Source organism: Pseudomonas sp. B15(2017), assembly GCF_002113215.1.
GTDB lineage: Bacteria > Pseudomonadota > Gammaproteobacteria > Pseudomonadales > Pseudomonadaceae > Aquipseudomonas.
The window spans coordinates 228,044-243,713 of sequence record NZ_NEJZ01000002.1 but is presented as its reverse complement, the minus strand read 5'-3'; the positions used below and the strand labels follow the sequence as shown (position 1 = coordinate 243,713).

The window sequence follows — 15,670 nt, the reverse complement described above, 5'->3', positions numbered from 1 at the left end:
CGACCTGCGCCAGTCGCCGATTTACCGTTATCATGACGCCTTTGAAACAGCCAACGAGGCAGTGAGATGTCCGCAGCAAAAATCATCAATGGGTACAGCGTCGCCAAGGCGAAAGATGGCCAGTGGCATATCACCGCCGCCAACGGCGAAGATGTGTCCGGTCCGTTGCCCACTGAAGCGATGGCGATAGAAGTGGCCGCGGTGCTTGATTACACGCCTCCTGCACCGAAGCGTCGCGGCAAGGACCAAGACTGATCGGCAACCACGAATCTCGGCCCTGCCTTCGCGCAGGGCTTTTTTTGGGCTGTGCGCAAAGAACTGGCCAATCGCTATAACCTTTTCATGCCGGCGCTGTCATAGCGTCTAGCCCCCTCCTCCTCGAAGACGACATTGCCATGATCAACCGCCCCTTCATCAGTTTTCTACCCCTGATTGCGCTCGCGGCCCTGGCCGGCTGCGCCACATCGCAGACCACCTACCTGAACAACGGCGAACAGGGTTTGAGCATCGACTGCTCCGGCGAAGCCAATTCCTGGGCCAGCTGTTACGAAAAGGCTGATGCATCATGCGCCGGAACCGGCTATCGCATTGTCGGGACTGAAGGCACACCGGCGCCCAAGGAAGACGACAAGACGCTGGGCGTCGATGTCGGCAACTACAAAACCCGTAGCGTAGTAGTGGTATGTAAGTAGCCTTACATGTGAATTTCGGCGAATTTGATCCCCAGTCCGCGCACGACCTCGATCAGGTCATCGAGTCGGTTGAAGGATTCGACTTCGTCGTTATCGTCCACCAGAAAATAACTGCGACCGGCGCTTTTCTTGAAGAACACGATCCACTCTCCCGGATTTGCCGGGTTCTGGATCACATGGGTAGCCGCAATGAGCCCTTCCTTGTGTCGCTCCCGCACCTGCTCTCTCTTCATTCACCTCTCCAGAAATGACAATGCCGCCACAGCAACGCTGTGACGGCATCAATGCTGACGGCTGACAGTCTATCAGCCGGAAATACAGGCAGTGGCGGCTTTGCGCACATCCCATGGACGCAGCGGCACATTGGACATCCGTTCATGCAGCTTGATGCTGCTGCCACCGGAGCGATCCTCGATATCAAACACTGCGGCGGGACCTGATCCCAGCTTGCCCGGAACGATGACCCGGACTTCGTCCTTGTGCCGCTCGACCTGCAGGGCGCCCCGGCTGCCGGACAGCTTCTCGGCCAGGCATTCAGCATACTCATGGGGCTTCTTACCGGAAATGACGTTCATGGTCGGCAGTGTTTCATTGATTTCCGAAACACTTGCGCAACCACCCATTGCCAATGCCAACGGCAGAATCACCACACCCCACTTCATACAAAACCTCCGATAAAGACCCTCCGACAGCACGAATGCCGTTTTTCTCCAAGGCCCATTGCATTTAATCCACATCGAATCGTGAATATCTGTTTTTAATTGTCAAAGCGGCGCCCGACGGCCGGATAATAACCTGTCCGGGCTGATAAACTGCGCCAATCGACAATGCTATCGTTTTGATTTTGTAGAAAAAGCCCTTCTGGAGGCGCCCATGAAATTCATTCACCAGCGCGAGCACCTCAACGAAGACGACATCGTCGTCATTCAATGCTCGCAAACCTGCAATATCCGCTTGATGAACGACGCCAACTTTCGCAGCTTCAAGAATGGCGGCCGTCACACCTATCACGGTGGTGCTTTCGACACGTTCCCGGCCCGTATTACCGCGCCGAGCACCGGCTTCTGGAACATCACCATCGACACCGTCAACCGCCGTGCGATCAGCGTGACCCGCAAGCCGACCCTGACGCACTCGATCAAGATCATTCGCCGCTCGAGCTCCAAACTCAGCTGAGCGACTCCGCCAACGCAGACAGGTAAGCATCAACGTGGCCCAAACGACCAAATACGTGATCAAGTACAAACTCAACGGTGAACGCCGTTTCGAGTTCGCCCAACTGGAAAAGGGCACGCCGGAAGAAGCCAAGGCAGCACTGGATGCCTTGCACGGCCAGAGTGACGATGTGATCAGCGACATCAGCGTCAGCAAGGCCCTGTAAAACCCGGATGACAATTCGACCGCAAGCGGCGGAGTGTTCCGAGCGGGTGGACGGCCCACACTGAGACCTGAATGCAAGCCAAGGAATCAGCATGTCACGCTCATCCGTCTCTCCGCTCGATGCGCTCGACTGGATCGCCCTGGAGCAGCAACTGGACCAGGACGGTTGCGCGGTCGTCCGTACGCTGCTGCGCCCGGACACCTGTGATCGATTGAGTGCGCTTTACCCACAAAGTGAACCGTTTCGATCCCAAGTCATCATGGCCCGCCACGGTTTCGGGCGCGGGGAATACAAATACCTGCGCTATCCGCTTCCGCCCGTGGTCGAACGCCTGCGCAGCGCGCTCTACCCGCGACTTGTACCTTTGGCCAACCGCTGGCATGAGCGAATGGGGCTGCCTGAACGCTTTCCAGAACAGCACAGCGAATTTCTCCATCGCTGCCACGCCGCCGGTCAATTGCGGCCTACCCCGCTCTTGCTGCAATACGGCCCGCAGGACTACAACTGTCTGCATCAGGATCTGTACGGTGAACATGTCTTTCCGCTGCAAGTGGCGATTCTTCTGTCAGAACCTGGCAAAGATTTCACAGGCGGCGAGTTCGTTTTGACTGAACAGCGCCCGAGAATGCAGTCGCGCCCGCTGGTGATGGACCTGAGAAAAGGCGACGCGCTGATCTTTGCCGTCAACCAGCGCCCGGTCAAAGGCACGCGCGGCGACTATCGAGTAAGCATGCGCCACGGCGTCAGCCGATTGCACAGCGGAACACGGCATACTCTGGGCATCATTTTCCACGACGCGACCTGACGATCATGCAAACCACCTTCGACCTGTTCGCCGACACAGAATCCGAACAGCCCCGGCGCACCGAACAGATCGGTGAACAATCCTGGGTGCTGCGCGGCTTTGCCCTTCCACAAATCGAGCAGTTGTTGCCGGCCCTGGAATCGATCATCGCTCGCGCCCCGCTGCGCCACATGATGACGCCCGGGGGCTTCAGCATGTCGGTGGCCACCAGCAGTTGCGGAGCAGTGGGCTGGATCACCGATCGCAGCGGCTACCGCTATTCATCCGAAGATCCCGTGAGCCATCAGCCCTGGCCGGCCATGCCCGAAGTGTTTCGCGAGCTGGCCCTGACGGCAGCGAAAAGCGCCGGATTTGCCGACTTCGTTCCGGACTCCTGCCTGATCAATCGTTATGTCCCAGGCGCAAAGATGTCGCTGCATCAGGACAAAGACGAAAAAACCTACGAAGCGCCGATCGTTTCGCTGTCTTTGGGCCTACCCGCAACGTTCCTGTTCGGCGGTTTCGCACGCGGCGACAGGAGCCAGAAAATCTCGCTGCTGCACGGCGACATGGTGATCTGGGGTGGTGTAGACCGGCTGCGCTACCACGGGATCCTGCCGATCAAGCCCGGTCGGCATCCGCGCCTGGGCGAGCAGCGTTTCAACCTGACGTTTCGTACCGCTGGATAATCCTGCAAAGTTTGACCGCAAGGGTCGGAGTGTTCCGGCCGGTGGCACTGGTTAACCTGACATTCAACAGGTCAACGGACTCTCCATCATGAAAACGCTTTCCACCTCGCTGAACACTGAAGACGATCCAAGGTGGGCCGCTGTCGTGGCACGCGACCCTCGGGCAGACGGCCAGTTTGTCTATGCCGTGAAAACCACCGGCATCTATTGCCGCCCCAGCAGCCTGGCGCGCTTGCCGAAACCGCAGAACGTCGAGTTCTTCGACACCGCCGGAGAAGCCGAGGCCGCGGGCTATCGTCCCAGCAAACGGGCGAGCAAGGATCAGACCGAAGTCGCTGCTCAGCATGCCGCCACCGTCGCGGCAGCCTGTCGCCAGATCGAAGCGTCGGACAGCCTGCCGGCACTCAACGATCTCGCCGAAACCGCTGGCCTGAGCGCCTTCCACTTTCATCGCGTCTTCAAGGCCGCAACGGGTCTGACCCCAAAAGGCTACGCCGCCGCACATCGCTCGCGCCGGGTCCGTCAGCGTCTGGCGGACGGCGGCTCGGTGACCGAGGCGTTGTATGACGCCGGTTTCAATTCCAACAGCCGTTTCTACGAGGCCGCCGATCAGGTACTGGGCATGAAACCCGGCGACTTCCGCGCAGCCGGGCAGAACAACGACATCCGCTTCGCCGTCGGCCAGTGCTCGCTCGGCGCCATTCTGGTGGCGCAGAGCGCGCGCGGAATCTGCGCGATTCTGCTGGGGGACGATCCGCACCAACTGGTGTGCGACCTGCAGGACCAGTTTCGCCGGGCCAACCTGATCGGTGCCGATGCCGAGTTCGAACAACTGATCGCTCGCGTCGTCGGCTTTATAGAGGCGCCTGCCATCGGCCTGGATTTGCCGCTGGATGTGCGCGGCACGGTGTTTCAGGAACGTGTGTGGCAGGCGCTGCGCGAAATTCCGGTCGGCAGCACCGCCAGCTACGCGGACATCGCCTTGCGTATCGGCTCGCCAAAAGCCGTGCGCGCAGTGGCCCAGGCTTGCGGCGCCAACAGCCTCGCGGTGGCCATTCCGTGCCACCGCGTGGTGCGCAGCGACGGCAACCTCAGCGGCTACCGCTGGGGCGTGGAACGCAAGCGAGAGCTGTTGCTGCGCGAAACGCAGGTTTAACGCAGCGATGTAAATCGCCACCGATTCGGGGCCCGACAGGCCTCGAAGTCGGTGGCAAATTTTCCGCTTTCGATCCGGTTCGTCTCGACGTCTGCTGACGGCCCGGTCACCGCAATCCCGGCGGTGACATCGAATGCTCCGGGCGGGCCGCGATGGCGCTGAGGTCTCAGCGATTGACGTCGACCACAACCCGTCCGCGCAACTGACCCGCGAGCAACTTCGGAGCCGCCTCAAGAGCTTCGCCGAGACCGATTTCATGGCTGATCAGTGGCAACAGCGCAAAATCCAGATCCTTCGCCAGACGATTCCAGGCCTCGATGCGGCGAGCCTTGGGCTGGGTCACGCTGTTGATCCCGGCCAGCGTCACGCCACGCAAAATGAACGGCGCCACAGACGCCGGGAAATCCATGCCCTGAGCCAGACCGCATGCGGCCACGGTGCCTTCGGCCCGGGTACTGGCGCAGGCATTGGCAAGCGTGTGGCTGCCGACTGAATCGATGACGCCCGCCAGATCAATCCCCGGAACCATCGGGAACTTGCGCACCACCGGGCTGCTACCGGTGATCGCCAGGCCGTCCTTGAAATTCAGCGTGCTGTACGCGACACGAACCGTCACATCGCCCGCAGGCAACTGCTCGTCATCAATCTCTTGCAGGTTGGCGCGATAACCGCTGTCGTCTTTGTCGATCAAAATGCCTGTGAACATGACTGCCTCTCACGGGTGGAAATCAGGATGTCGAGGGATTGGAATAGCACACTGCAACATTTTGCCCCACTCGACCTTTAGCCAATCGGACCCGAACGCACAGCCAGCGCCGGCTGTTCAAGCTACAAATCTGTGCTGGTCTTGGGAGTGGCTTTGCGTTAAAAAACCGGCTGCTACCGTCCCTGCCCTGTTTTGTCGTCGGAGAAGCTATCCCATGAGCCAATGGCCTGATACCCGCATTCTTGACCTTTTCGGCATCGAACTGCCGATCATCCAGGGACCCATGGCCGGTGCCACCAATTCTTCGATGGTCATCGCAGCGTGCAACGCCGGTGGCCTCGGTTCGATGCCGGCTGCGATGCTGACCATCGAGCAACTGCGCGAAGAGCTGAAGACCATTCGCCAAGGCACGAACAAGCCGTTCAACGTCAACTTCTTCTGCCATCAACCGCCGGCCGCCGATGAGCAAAAGGCGCGAGAGTGGAAAAATCTGCTGGAGCCCTACTATCGCGAACTGGGTGTCGATTTCGATGCGCCGACGCCGGTGTCCAACCGTGCGCCCTTCGATGCGGCCGCCTGCGAGGTGCTGGAAGAATTTCGCCCTGAAGTGGTGAGCTTCCATTTCGGCCTGCCGGAAAAAGCCTTGCTGGATCGGGTCAAGGCCACCGGCGCGAAAATCCTCTCGTCGGCAACCACCGTCGACGAAGCAATCTGGCTGGAGCAGAACGGTTGCGACGCGATCATCGCCATGGGTTACGAGGCCGGAGGTCATCGCGGGATGTTCCTCAGCGCTGACCTGAGCAGTCAGGTCGGTACGTTTGCGCTGGTGCCGCAAGTGGTCGATGCGGTGAGTGTGCCGGTGATTGCTGCCGGTGCAATTGCCGATGCACGCGGCGTGGCAGCAGCGTTCATGCTCGGCGCTTCGGCGGTTCAGGTCGGCACGGCGTATCTGTTTACCCCGGAAGCGAAAGTCAGTGCTTCGCACCACAAGGCCTTGCGCACCGCCAAGGAAAGCGAGACGGCGGTAACCAATCTGTTTACCGGGCGTCCGGCACGGGGGATTCTCAATCGAGTGATGCGCGAACTGGGCCCGATGTCGGACAAGGCCCCTGCCTTTCCGCTGGCTGGCGGTGCCTTGATGCCGCTGCGCGCAAAAGGCGAAGCCGAATTCAGTAACCTGTGGGCCGGTCAGGCGTTCACGCTCGGCAAAGACCTTGGCACCGCTGAACTGACCCGGCAACTGGCTGAAGGCGCGCTGGCAAAATTGACGCGGTGATCTACCCGAGCGAGTGAGGAGCGTGACGCCCTCACTCGGTTTAAAAGCAGTGCTTCCCGTTTGGCGGCATTTCGCTATATATTTCGCTATATAGCGTTGCACCCCATCGTACGGCGCAGTCTATCCCTCCAATAACAACTGCCCACTGCACTTGCCATTCACGGAGCCGTTACATGATCAATCGTGCCACCCGCTTTGCCCCTGTCCTGTTCGCGGTATTCGCCATCGGCGCCGCCCAGGCCGACGAAGTGCAAGTCGCCGTCGCGGCCAACTTCACCGCACCGATCCAGGCGATTGCCACCGATTTCGAAAAAGACACCGGACACAAACTGGTCGCTGCCTATGGCGCCACGGGCCAGTTCTACACCCAGATCAAAAACGGCGCGCCGTTCGACGTGTTCCTCTCGGCCGATGACACCACCCCTGAAAAACTCGAGAAAGAAGGCGACACCGTCAAGGGTTCGCGCTTCACCTACGCCATCGGCACCCTGGCACTGTGGTCGGCCAAGGAAGGTTACGTCGATGCCAAAGGCGACGTCCTGAAGAAAAACGAATATCAGCACCTGTCCATCGCCAACCCGAAAGCCGCCCCTTATGGTCTGGCCGCCACTCAGGTGCTGGAAAAACTGAATCTGACTGAGGCCACCAAAGCCAAGATCGTTGAAGGCCAGAACATCACCCAGGCTTACCAGTTCGTGTCCACCGGCAACGCCGAACTGGGCTTCGTTGCCCTGTCGCAGATCTACAAGGACGGCAAGGTCAGCAGCGGCTCGGCGTGGATCGTTCCAGCGAACATGCACGACCCGATCAAGCAAGACGCGGTGATCCTGAACAAAGGCAAAGACAACGCCGCTGCCAAGGCGCTGGTTGATTACCTCAAGGGCCCGAAAGCCGCTGCGGTCATCAAGTCCTACGGTTATCAGCTGTAAATGTCGCTGACGAGTGCCGATTTCGCGGCGATATGGCTGACCCTGAAGCTGGCGTCCCTGACCACCGCAATCTTGCTGGTCGTCGGCACTCCGATTGCCTTGTGGTTGTCGCGCAGCCGTTCCTGGCTGCGCGGCCCAGTCGGCGCGATTGTCGCCCTTCCATTGGTACTGCCACCGACGGTCATCGGTTTCTATCTGCTGCTGGCCCTCGGCCCCAATGGCTTCATTGGCCATTTCACCCAATGGCTGGGGCTCGGCACCTTGACCTTCAGCTTCACTGGACTGGTGATCGGTTCGGTGCTGTATTCCATGCCGTTCGTGGTGCAGCCATTGCAAAACGCCTTCTCCGCGATCGGCACTCGCCCACTGGAAGTAGCCGCGACATTACGCGCCAATCCCTGGGACACCTTCTTCAGCGTGATCCTGCCGCTGGCGCGTCCCGGCTTCATCACTGCAGCGATCCTTGGCTTCGCCCACACCGTTGGTGAATTCGGCGTGGTGCTGATGATCGGCGGGAATATTCCCGACAAGACCCGGGTGGTTTCCGTACAAATCTACGACCACGTCGAAGCCATGGAGTACGCCCAGGCGCACTGGCTGGCCGGGGCGATGCTGGTGTTTTCGTTTCTGGTGTTGCTGGCGCTGTATTCCAGCCGCAAGACCCGCGCGGGCTGGAGCTGATCGATGATTGATGCACGTCTGAAACTGGCCTGGTCAGGCTTCAGCCTCGATGTTGACCTGCAGATGCCCGGTCGCGGTGTGACAGCGCTGTTCGGTCAGTCCGGTTCGGGCAAGACCACTTGTCTGCGCTGCATCGCCGGGCTTGAGCGTGCGCCGCACGCCTTTATCCGCATCAATGACGAAGTCTGGCAGGACAGCGAAAAAGGCATTTTCGTGCCGCCGCACAAACGCACGCTCGGTTATGTGTTTCAGGAAGCGAGCCTGTTTCCGCATCTGTCGGTACTGGCCAATCTGCAGTTCGGCCTCAAGCGCATTGCCAGGGCACAGCGCCGGGTCGACTTGACCCAAGCCACCGAACTGCTGGGGATCGGCCACTTGCTCGATCGCCACCCGCAACACTTGTCCGGCGGTGAGCGCCAGCGTGTCGGCATCGCCCGCGCATTGTTGACCAGCCCCCGACTGCTACTGATGGATGAGCCTTTGGCAGCCCTCGACAGTCAGCGCAAAAGTGAGATCCTGCCTTACCTGCAACGCCTGCACGACGAACTGGAAATCCCCGTGCTGTATGTCAGCCACGCGCAGGACGAAGTGGCCAGGCTCGCCGACCATCTGGTGCTGCTCAGCGACGGCAGAGCGCTGGCCAGCGGCCCGATTGGCGAAACCCTGGCACGGCTCGACCTGCCCCTGGCCATGGACAACGACGCCGGCGTGATCATCGAAGGCCAGGTCAGCGGGTACGATGCCGACTATCAATTGCTCACCCTGCAACTACCGGACTCGCCCCTGAACATTCGCGTGACCCACGCGCCGTTGGCGAAGGGCCAAAGACTGCGATGCAAGGTTCACGCGCGGGACATCAGCCTGACCCTGCAAAACAGCGAATTCAGCAGCATCCTCAATCGCCTGCCGGTCACAGTCGTCAGCGAGCAACCAGCCGATAACGCTGCGCACGTGCTCATCCGCCTCGATGCCGGGGGAACACCGTTGCTGGCGCGCATCACTCGGTATTCTCGGGACCAGCTTGGCGTGCATCCGGGCCAGTCATTGTGGGCACAGATCAAGGCTGTCGCGGTACTGGCTTAAATCCGCGGGCACGACCGTCATGGCGCGCGGTCAATGGCTTTAACAGCCTGATTTGCCGCGAAGGAAGTCCGCCATGCCCGATACTGTGCTCACCGAAGTGTTGCCTTCTGATCTGCATTACGTTGATGACACGCAGCCCGGTATCTCCCGCAAAAAGTTGCGCGGAAAATTCGCCTACTTCGATCCCGAAGGCCAGCGCATCACCGATCCTGACGAAATCAAACGCATCAACGCGCTGGCCGTTCCACCGGCCTACACCGACGTGTGGATTTGCGCCGACCCGCGCGGCCATTTGCAAGCCACCGGCCGCGACGCTCGTGGACGCAAGCAATATCGCTATCACCCGCGCTGGCGCGAAGTACGCGACGCGGATAAGTATTCACGCCTGCGCGAGTTCGGTCTGGCGCTGCCCAAACTGCGTAAACAGCTGGAGAAGCTGCTGGCAGCGCCGGGTTTCAGCCGCGACAAAGTCATGGCCACGGTCATCACGCTGCTCGACGCCACGCTGATCCGCGTCGGCAACACGCAATACGCCCGGGACAATCGCTCCTACGGCCTGACGACCCTGCGCAGCCGGCATGTCGAGGTCAACGGCAGTGCGATCCTGTTTCAGTTTCGCGGCAAGAGCGGTATAGAACACCAGATCACGGTGAAGGACCGGCGACTGGCTCGCATCATCAAGCGCTGCCTGGAAATTCCGGGACAGAACCTGTTCCAGTATCTGGATGAAAACGGCGAGCGGCACACCGTCAGTTCCTCTGATGTCAACACCTACCTGCAAACCCTGACCGGTGCGGATTTTACCGCCAAGGATTATCGGACCTGGGCCGGCAGCGCCCTCGCTCTGGCGGTCCTGCGGGAACTGCAATGGGAGTCCGAGACCGAGGCCAAGCGGCATGTGGTCGAGATGGTGAAGGGAGTCGCCCGCCAACTGGGCAACACGCCGGCAGTTTGTCGCAAGTGCTATATCCACCCGGCAGTGGTCGAACATTTCATGCTCGGGGCCCTGGCCGAGTTGCCGAAACCGCGCATCCGCAAAGGCCTGCGCAAGGAGGAAGTTGCGTTGGCGCTGTTCCTCGAGCGCATGGCCGAGCAAGCAGGCGCGCCTTGAAGCCTGCGCCCATCTCGACTAGGCTACGCCCTCTTACCTCCTCAGGACGATCGCAGAAGTGAACAACTAAGCCTTCAAAAATGTAATCGCGACACGCCGGTCATGGCGCTTGTCAGTGTTCACAACATTTTTTGGAGGTGCCGATGACTCACGTCTCGCGTACGCCTGCTCTCGTCTCCCTGAATCAACTGGGTTTTCAGTTCGCCAATGGCGAGACGATTTTCACTGCACTCAATCTGAAATTCGATCACACCCCGACCGCCATCGTTGGGCGCAACGGCGTTGGCAAAAGCGTACTCGCGCGCCTGATCGCAGGACATTGGCAACCCACCAGCGGCAGCGTGACGCGCGCCGTGGCGACAACCTATGTGGCGCAAAACGTTGTCGCGACACACGGCCAGACAGTCGCCGAGTCCACCGGCTGCGCCGCGATTCTTCGGGCTCTGGAGCGAATGAACCAGGGCTGCGGATCAGTCGAGGATTTCGAACTTATTGGCGAACAATGGGATCTGGCAGAGCGGTTGCGCCGCTTGCTCGATGACTCAGGACTGAGCGAAGTCGCCTTCACCGACAAGACCGGCAACCTCAGCGGCGGCCAGCAAGCGCGGATTGCCCTGATTGGCGCTTTTTTGAGTCAGGCTCCGCTGCTGGTTCTGGATGAGCCGACCAACCACCTGGATACATCCGGACGCCAATGGCTGATGAACTCGCTTGAGCGCTGGCACACCGGTTTGATCGTCGTCAGCCATGATCGGCAACTGCTCGACCGGATGCAGCGGATCGTCGAGCTGAGCGCGTCGGGCGCCGTTGAATTCGGTGGTAATTATTCGGCGTTCCGCGAACATCAGCGAATTCATCAGGCGGCTGCGCAGGCACGTCTCGACCACGCCAGAAGCGAACGCCAGCGCGAGCGGGTTCGATTACGGCGCGAACACGACACGGTACAGCGCCACGCCGCCAACTCCCGTCGCAACGCCGAAACCGCCAACATTGCCAGTTTCGAATACGTGGCGATCAAGGGCGCGGCACGGGAAATCATGGGGCATGTCCGTCAGGGTCATAAGGCCCGCAAGTCAGAACTCGACGCCCAGGTGCGCGAGGCTTACGCAAAGGTGCAGCCTGAGGACAGTGTGCTGATCAATCTGCCCGGCAGCGCCGTGCCGAACAACCGACAGATCTGCACGCTGATTGACGCTCGGCTGCCATGGTTGCCGAACGATGCGCTGAATCTTGCGATCCATGGCCCGATGCGCATCGCTGTCAGCGGGCCAAACGGCTGTGGCAAATCAACGCTGTTGAAAGTGCTCGCCGGGGAACTGACACCTGTCGATGGTACTGCCACAACCCACGTGCCCTTCGCGTTCCTGGATCAGCAATTGGCGCAACTGGACGATCAGCGCTCTATCACCGAGCAACTGATGATGCAGGGAGCCGCGCTCACTGAGGGCACTCTGCGCAGCTATCTCGCGCACTTGCAACTGGATGCGAGCCGCGCCACGGGTCTCTGTGCAGCATTGAGCGGTGGCGAGCGTCTGAAAGCGGCATTGGCGCTGGCCTTGTGGCGAGCGGATCCTGCGCAGCTGTTGCTGCTGGATGAACCGACCAACCATCTGGATCTGCAATCGGTGGAAGCATTCGAACGAGCGTTGCAGACATTTCCGGGCGCCATTGTCGCCGTTTCCCACGATCAGCACTTCCTTGAGGCGTTGAATCCGACCCACTGTCTGCGCTGGCACCGATCAGGCTGGCAACTGCAACCGACGAACTGACTTGCCTATTTTTTGCACGATCGGTCAGGGCTTCTATAGTTGATCTGGTACGAATCAGCTGCGGTGACGCCATGGAAGACATATTCGTCGTGAAGCGCTGCAACAAGATCGTCATCCACGGTCGGCGCGCAGGAGAAACCCTCCATGAGCCCGCCGAAGCCCAAGGCTGGTATCGCATCTGCGACACGCGAACCGGCGGTTTCATCGGCGATGGCTACGATCGGGAAGAGGACGCCCGCAAGGAATGTCATCGGCTCAACGCCGCCAGCTCGCGAGTGACCGCACCCGAGTCTTCGGGCCGATAGCGGTCATTTACGGGTCTATACTCAAAATCAGCTGAAGGAGCAGCGCCCCAACGGCAGAAAGCTCGCCCTCGCGAGCTTTTTGCTGCCACCGAGCGGATTAATGAACGGAGGTGTTCCATGTCCGAAAAAGAGTCCATCACCACTCTCCTTACCTTGCTCGAGGCCAGGGAGGCGCGTCTCGCGGCAGCCTGCAAAGAGATCGCCGACTGGGTCGACCATCAAGGCGGACACCCTACCGCCCTGCGCATCCGCGACCGGTTGAACGATATCGAAAAGGATACCCCGCTGATTCGCAGCACCCTGTCATCGCTCAAACCGATCGACCGGCCGTTGCCACGCTTCAGGTAGGACATCGGTTCACCTGCTGCATGAAAGAACGTCTTGGAGGTGTGTAAGGTCAAACCCTTTACACGTCACCAAGGAGACGTCTCATGGTCATTCATTTCAAAGTAAACGGGCATCTGGCCTGTGGGCACAAGGGCAACAACCTCTCCTCGAGCAGCGAACTCAATCGAGTGAAGTGCCGCAGCTGCCGCAATACCGACGCATACAAGGATGCCCGCAAAGAACAGCGCAATGCAGCCCCGGCGCGCGGCTCGCCATTCCAGGACTGCAAGACAGGGACCTGACCCAGTCATTTCAATGGGTCATAGCCGATCAACGTCTTTGGCTCCAAATACGCGCTCATCCCCCACCTGCCCATTTCGCGCCCAAGGCCTGAATGCTTGAATCCACCGAAAGGGGCACGCGGTTCGTGGGCCAGGGTGTTGATGAGCACGCGTCCCGAATCGATCTGACGGGCGACGTTCATACAACGTTCGGAGCTTTTTCCCAGCACCAGGGCGCTCAGCCCATAGTCCGTATCGTTGGCAATGCTGATCGCATCGGCATCATCCTCGTAGGGGATGATCGTCAGCACGGGGCCGAAAATTTCCTCACGCGCGATGCGCATCCGGTTGGTGGCATCAGTGAAGATCGTGGGCTTCACGAACCATCCGGCATGCAAGCCTTCCGGGCGACCTTCGCCACCCGCCAGCAACCTCGCGCCTTCTTCGTGGCCGGTACGGATGTAGCGCTGCACCCGCTCCCATTGTTTCTGGCTCACCATCGGACCGATGTCGGTGTCGGCGTTGCGTGGATCGCCCGATTGAATCTGTGAGACACCCTCCTTCGCAATTCGCTCGAACTCTGCCAGCCGGCTGCGCGGCACGAGGATGCGAGTGCCCGCGATGCAAGCCTGGCCGCTGTTGAGAAATCCGGCTTGCAGCACCAACGGCATGACCGCCTGGAAATCAGCATCGTCAAGCACCACGGTGGGGGACTTGCCGCCCAATTCGAGCGTCACGCGCTTCATGGTGTCGGCACCGGTTCTTACCAGATGCTGACCGACAGCGGACGAACCCGTGAACGAGATCTTGGCAACGTCGGGATGACGGGCGATCTCCTCGCCAACCACATCGCCCCGTCCGTTGACGACATTGAATACACCCGGTGGCAGCCCCGCTTCGTGCAACGCCCTGACCACGACCTGCGTCTGCAACGCGCTCATTTCGCTGGGCTTGATGACAGCGGTGCAGCCTGTCGCCAGCGCGGTGGCCAGCTTGTTGCAGATGAAGCCCGCATTGCTGTTCCAGGGCGTAATCAGGCCGGTCACGCCCACGGGCGTCAGAATGACCCTGGCCACGCCGACCTGTTCCTCGAAATCGAACGCCTCCAGTGCATCGATTGCTTGCGCAATCACATCGGCCGGATAAGTCGCCATCCAGCGCCCGCGAACCGCAGGCGCGCCGTATTCCACGAGGATGGCTTCCAGCAGTTCCTCCTCCCTTGCCGCCATGGCCCGGTGCATGCGTTGCAGTGCCGCAATGCGCTCCTCCCGACTGGTACGAGACCACGCCGGAAACGCAACCTTGGCGGCTGCGATCGCACGCTGTGCGTCCAATGCATCGCCCAGCCGAACCTGACCGATGACTTCCTCGGTGCTCGGGTTATGAAGGTCGAACCATTCCTGACCGTGCGGAATGACGAACTCGCCGTCGATGTAGATATGTTCAATGAGTTGCATGGCGACTCCTCGCTCAAAAACGACTCGCCTGAATCGAGCCTCTGTGATGAAGTCTAAGAAGGGTTCATTATTCCGATAAGCCACCCTTTGGCTTATGAAGCATCCGCATATTCAGGACAATCCATGCACAGAACAGGAATGACCGAGCTGGAAGTGGTTCTGGCCGTGGCGCGCCGCAGCAGTTTTCGCGGCGCAGCACAGGAATTGGGCATGTCCACTACCGCCGTGAGCAGTGCGGTGGCCGGCCTGGAAGCACGACTGAAAGTTCGCCTGTTCAATCGCTCCACGCGCAGCGTGGCCCTCACCGACATCGGGCAACGCTATGTGGCACGCATCGCACCTGCGTTGGCGCAGATCAAAAGTGCCGGCGAAGAAGCCAGCCTCGGCCCCGATGAACCCAGCGGCACATTGCGCATCAATGCACCGCATGGCGCGGCCTACCTGCTATTGGATCCGCTATTGAAGCAGTACGCTCAGCGCTATCCCGAAGTGCGCATCGACATCGTCAGCGAATCAAGCATGGTCGACATCATCGCCGGTGGCTTCGACGCCGGGATCCGCCTGGCGGAATCTGTGCCGCAAGACATGATTGCCGTGCCACTGTCAGGTGACATCCGGATGCTCGTGGTAGCAACGCCCGAGTACCTCGAACGCCACGGCGTGCCCGAGCATCCGCGAGATCTGCTCACCCACCAGAGCATCTGCATGCGCATGGCCCATGGTGGCCTCTACCAGTGGGAATTGGAGCGCGATGGCCAAAAGCTGCAGATGGATCTGCCGGTGCGCTTCGCCTCCAACGAGTTGCTGGCCATCAAACAGGCCGTGGTGTTGGGCCTTGGCATTGGCTTCATTTCCGAGTGGTTCATCCAAGAAGAACTGGCGAGCGGCGCCCTCGTGCCGGTGTTGATGCCATGGTGCCCGTCGTTTGGCGGGTTGAGGCTCTACTACTCGGGCCATCGCTTCGTGCCGGCGCGATTGCGCGCACTGATTGAACTGGCGCAGGAGTTGCGGCCCACGGTGGTTTGATAATGTTCCGCCGCCTT

Annotated in this window: 20 protein-coding genes and 1 pseudogene; 17 read left to right on the top strand and 4 right to left on the bottom strand. The window is 60.2% G+C overall.

What is annotated here, in order from left to right:
* Positions 1 to 66 precede the first annotated feature (66 nt).
* Together CAF73_RS03890 and CAF73_RS03885 are read left to right on the top strand one after the other, a co-directional pair.
* The gene (locus CAF73_RS03890; protein WP_085696016.1) at positions 67 to 255 is read left to right on the top strand and encodes a hypothetical protein; all 189 of its coding nucleotides are present in this window, start codon (positions 67 to 69) and stop codon (positions 253 to 255) included.
* A 140-nt stretch (positions 256 to 395) separates the two neighbouring features.
* Entirely contained in the window at positions 396 to 692 is a 297-nt protein-coding gene (locus CAF73_RS03885) for a hypothetical protein (RefSeq protein WP_085696015.1), read from the top strand.
* A 2-nt stretch (positions 693 to 694) separates the two neighbouring features.
* Here the strand turns inward: CAF73_RS03885 and CAF73_RS03880 are convergent, their stop codons facing one another.
* Positions 695 to 925 (bottom strand): hypothetical protein, encoded by a 231-nt coding sequence (locus tag CAF73_RS03880; RefSeq protein WP_011334337.1) that lies wholly within the window; start codon positions 923 to 925, stop codon positions 695 to 697.
* 72 nt (positions 926 to 997) lie between these two features.
* The gene (locus CAF73_RS03875) at positions 998 to 1,354 is read right to left on the bottom strand and encodes a hypothetical protein (protein ID WP_085701991.1); all 357 of its coding nucleotides are present in this window, start codon (positions 1,352 to 1,354) and stop codon (positions 998 to 1,000) included.
* 211 nt (positions 1,355 to 1,565) lie between these two features.
* On the opposite strand from CAF73_RS03875, the gene CAF73_RS03870 reads away from it, so the two are divergent.
* The 5 genes from CAF73_RS03870 (at position 1,566) to ada (ending at position 4,702) form a co-directional block, all read left to right on the top strand.
* Entirely contained in the window at positions 1,566 to 1,868 is a 303-nt protein-coding gene (locus CAF73_RS03870) for a DUF1883 domain-containing protein (protein ID WP_007958929.1), read from the top strand.
* Between the two features lie 34 nt (positions 1,869 to 1,902).
* Positions 1,903 to 2,073, top strand: a complete 171-nt coding sequence (locus CAF73_RS30125; protein WP_170929678.1) for a hypothetical protein — start codon at positions 1,903 to 1,905, stop codon at positions 2,071 to 2,073.
* Positions 2,074 to 2,164: 91 nt separating this feature from the next.
* A complete protein-coding gene (locus CAF73_RS03865; protein ID WP_085696013.1) occupies positions 2,165 to 2,878 on the top strand; it encodes a 2OG-Fe(II) oxygenase in 714 nt (237 codons plus the stop codon).
* 5 nt (positions 2,879 to 2,883) lie between these two features.
* Positions 2,884 to 3,546: a DNA oxidative demethylase AlkB gene (alkB, locus tag CAF73_RS03860; protein WP_085701990.1), complete on the top strand. Its 663-nt coding sequence runs from the start codon at positions 2,884 to 2,886 to the stop codon at positions 3,544 to 3,546.
* Between the two features lie 88 nt (positions 3,547 to 3,634).
* Entirely contained in the window at positions 3,635 to 4,702 is a 1,068-nt protein-coding gene (ada, locus tag CAF73_RS03855) for a bifunctional DNA-binding transcriptional regulator/O6-methylguanine-DNA methyltransferase Ada (protein ID WP_085701989.1), read from the top strand.
* Between the two features lie 166 nt (positions 4,703 to 4,868).
* On the opposite strand, the gene CAF73_RS03850 is transcribed toward ada, so the two are convergent.
* Positions 4,869 to 5,408 (bottom strand): alcohol dehydrogenase catalytic domain-containing protein, encoded by a 540-nt coding sequence (locus CAF73_RS03850; RefSeq protein ID WP_085701988.1) that lies wholly within the window; start codon positions 5,406 to 5,408, stop codon positions 4,869 to 4,871.
* A 214-nt stretch (positions 5,409 to 5,622) separates the two neighbouring features.
* On the opposite strand from CAF73_RS03850, the gene CAF73_RS03845 reads away from it, so the two are divergent.
* From CAF73_RS03845 to CAF73_RS30120, 9 genes and pseudogenes are all read left to right on the top strand, one after another.
* Complete coding sequence (locus CAF73_RS03845; protein WP_085696009.1) at positions 5,623 to 6,684, top strand: nitronate monooxygenase family protein; 1,062 nt, start codon at positions 5,623 to 5,625, stop codon at positions 6,682 to 6,684.
* A gap of 173 nt (positions 6,685 to 6,857) precedes the next feature.
* The gene (gene modA / locus CAF73_RS03840; protein WP_085701987.1) at positions 6,858 to 7,613 is read left to right on the top strand and encodes a molybdate ABC transporter substrate-binding protein; all 756 of its coding nucleotides are present in this window, start codon (positions 6,858 to 6,860) and stop codon (positions 7,611 to 7,613) included.
* Complete coding sequence (gene modB / locus CAF73_RS03835; RefSeq protein WP_085701986.1) at positions 7,614 to 8,294, top strand: molybdate ABC transporter permease subunit; 681 nt, start codon at positions 7,614 to 7,616, stop codon at positions 8,292 to 8,294.
* A 3-nt stretch (positions 8,295 to 8,297) separates the two neighbouring features.
* Positions 8,298 to 9,377 (top strand): molybdenum ABC transporter ATP-binding protein, encoded by a 1,080-nt coding sequence (gene modC, locus CAF73_RS03830; protein ID WP_085701985.1) that lies wholly within the window; start codon positions 8,298 to 8,300, stop codon positions 9,375 to 9,377.
* Between the two features lie 73 nt (positions 9,378 to 9,450).
* Positions 9,451 to 10,488, top strand: a complete 1,038-nt coding sequence (locus CAF73_RS03825) for a DNA topoisomerase IB (RefSeq protein ID WP_085701984.1) — start codon at positions 9,451 to 9,453, stop codon at positions 10,486 to 10,488.
* A gap of 143 nt (positions 10,489 to 10,631) precedes the next feature.
* Entirely contained in the window at positions 10,632 to 12,257 is a 1,626-nt protein-coding gene (locus CAF73_RS03820; RefSeq protein ID WP_085701983.1) for an ABC-F family ATP-binding cassette domain-containing protein, read from the top strand.
* Positions 12,258 to 12,328: 71 nt separating this feature from the next.
* Positions 12,329 to 12,562 (top strand): hypothetical protein, encoded by a 234-nt coding sequence (locus tag CAF73_RS03815; protein WP_085701982.1) that lies wholly within the window; start codon positions 12,329 to 12,331, stop codon positions 12,560 to 12,562.
* A gap of 117 nt (positions 12,563 to 12,679) precedes the next feature.
* Complete coding sequence (locus tag CAF73_RS03810; protein ID WP_085696003.1) at positions 12,680 to 12,910, top strand: hypothetical protein; 231 nt, start codon at positions 12,680 to 12,682, stop codon at positions 12,908 to 12,910.
* A gap of 83 nt (positions 12,911 to 12,993) precedes the next feature.
* Positions 12,994 to 13,174, top strand: a pseudogene (locus CAF73_RS30120) (hypothetical protein); the annotation flags it as partial.
* Positions 13,175 to 13,196: 22 nt separating this feature from the next.
* Here the strand turns inward: CAF73_RS30120 and CAF73_RS03805 are convergent.
* Positions 13,197 to 14,627 carry an aldehyde dehydrogenase family protein gene (locus CAF73_RS03805; RefSeq protein ID WP_085701981.1) on the bottom strand — a complete coding sequence of 477 codons (1,431 nt, stop codon included), beginning with the start codon at positions 14,625 to 14,627 and terminating at the stop codon, positions 13,197 to 13,199.
* A 123-nt stretch (positions 14,628 to 14,750) separates the two neighbouring features.
* On the opposite strand from CAF73_RS03805, the gene CAF73_RS03800 reads away from it, so the two are divergent.
* Positions 14,751 to 15,653, top strand: coding sequence for a LysR family transcriptional regulator (locus CAF73_RS03800; RefSeq protein WP_166673454.1), 903 nt, complete (start codon positions 14,751 to 14,753; stop codon positions 15,651 to 15,653).
* Positions 15,654 to 15,670: the final 17 nt, after the last annotated feature.

What these genes read in the sequence shown, in the direction of transcription:
- CAF73_RS03890 (WP_085696016.1), top strand. Translation starts at nt 67, where the DNA reads ATGTCCGCAGCAAAAATCATCAATGGGTACAGCGTCGCCAAGGCGAAA.
- CAF73_RS03885 (WP_085696015.1), top strand. Translation starts at nt 396, where the DNA reads ATGATCAACCGCCCCTTCATCAGTTTTCTACCCCTGATTGCGCTCGCG.
- CAF73_RS03880 (WP_011334337.1), bottom strand. Translation starts at nt 925, where the DNA reads ATGAAGAGAGAGCAGGTGCGGGAGCGACACAAGGAAGGGCTCATTGCG.
- CAF73_RS03875 (WP_085701991.1), bottom strand. Translation starts at nt 1,354, where the DNA reads ATGAAGTGGGGTGTGGTGATTCTGCCGTTGGCATTGGCAATGGGTGGT.
- CAF73_RS03870 (WP_007958929.1), top strand. Translation starts at nt 1,566, where the DNA reads ATGAAATTCATTCACCAGCGCGAGCACCTCAACGAAGACGACATCGTC.
- CAF73_RS03865 (WP_085696013.1), top strand. Translation starts at nt 2,165, where the DNA reads ATGTCACGCTCATCCGTCTCTCCGCTCGATGCGCTCGACTGGATCGCC.
- alkB (WP_085701990.1), top strand. Translation starts at nt 2,884, where the DNA reads ATGCAAACCACCTTCGACCTGTTCGCCGACACAGAATCCGAACAGCCC.
- ada (WP_085701989.1), top strand. Translation starts at nt 3,635, where the DNA reads ATGAAAACGCTTTCCACCTCGCTGAACACTGAAGACGATCCAAGGTGG.
- CAF73_RS03850 (WP_085701988.1), bottom strand. Translation starts at nt 5,408, where the DNA reads ATGTTCACAGGCATTTTGATCGACAAAGACGACAGCGGTTATCGCGCC.
- CAF73_RS03845 (WP_085696009.1), top strand. Translation starts at nt 5,623, where the DNA reads ATGAGCCAATGGCCTGATACCCGCATTCTTGACCTTTTCGGCATCGAA.
- modA (WP_085701987.1), top strand. Translation starts at nt 6,858, where the DNA reads ATGATCAATCGTGCCACCCGCTTTGCCCCTGTCCTGTTCGCGGTATTC.
- modB (WP_085701986.1), top strand. Translation starts at nt 7,614, where the DNA reads ATGTCGCTGACGAGTGCCGATTTCGCGGCGATATGGCTGACCCTGAAG.
- modC (WP_085701985.1), top strand. Translation starts at nt 8,298, where the DNA reads ATGATTGATGCACGTCTGAAACTGGCCTGGTCAGGCTTCAGCCTCGAT.
- CAF73_RS03825 (WP_085701984.1), top strand. Translation starts at nt 9,451, where the DNA reads ATGCCCGATACTGTGCTCACCGAAGTGTTGCCTTCTGATCTGCATTAC.
- CAF73_RS03820 (WP_085701983.1), top strand. Translation starts at nt 10,632, where the DNA reads ATGACTCACGTCTCGCGTACGCCTGCTCTCGTCTCCCTGAATCAACTG.
- CAF73_RS03815 (WP_085701982.1), top strand. Translation starts at nt 12,329, where the DNA reads ATGGAAGACATATTCGTCGTGAAGCGCTGCAACAAGATCGTCATCCAC.
- CAF73_RS03810 (WP_085696003.1), top strand. Translation starts at nt 12,680, where the DNA reads ATGTCCGAAAAAGAGTCCATCACCACTCTCCTTACCTTGCTCGAGGCC.
- CAF73_RS03805 (WP_085701981.1), bottom strand. Translation starts at nt 14,627, where the DNA reads ATGCAACTCATTGAACATATCTACATCGACGGCGAGTTCGTCATTCCG.
- CAF73_RS03800 (WP_166673454.1), top strand. Translation starts at nt 14,751, where the DNA reads ATGCACAGAACAGGAATGACCGAGCTGGAAGTGGTTCTGGCCGTGGCG.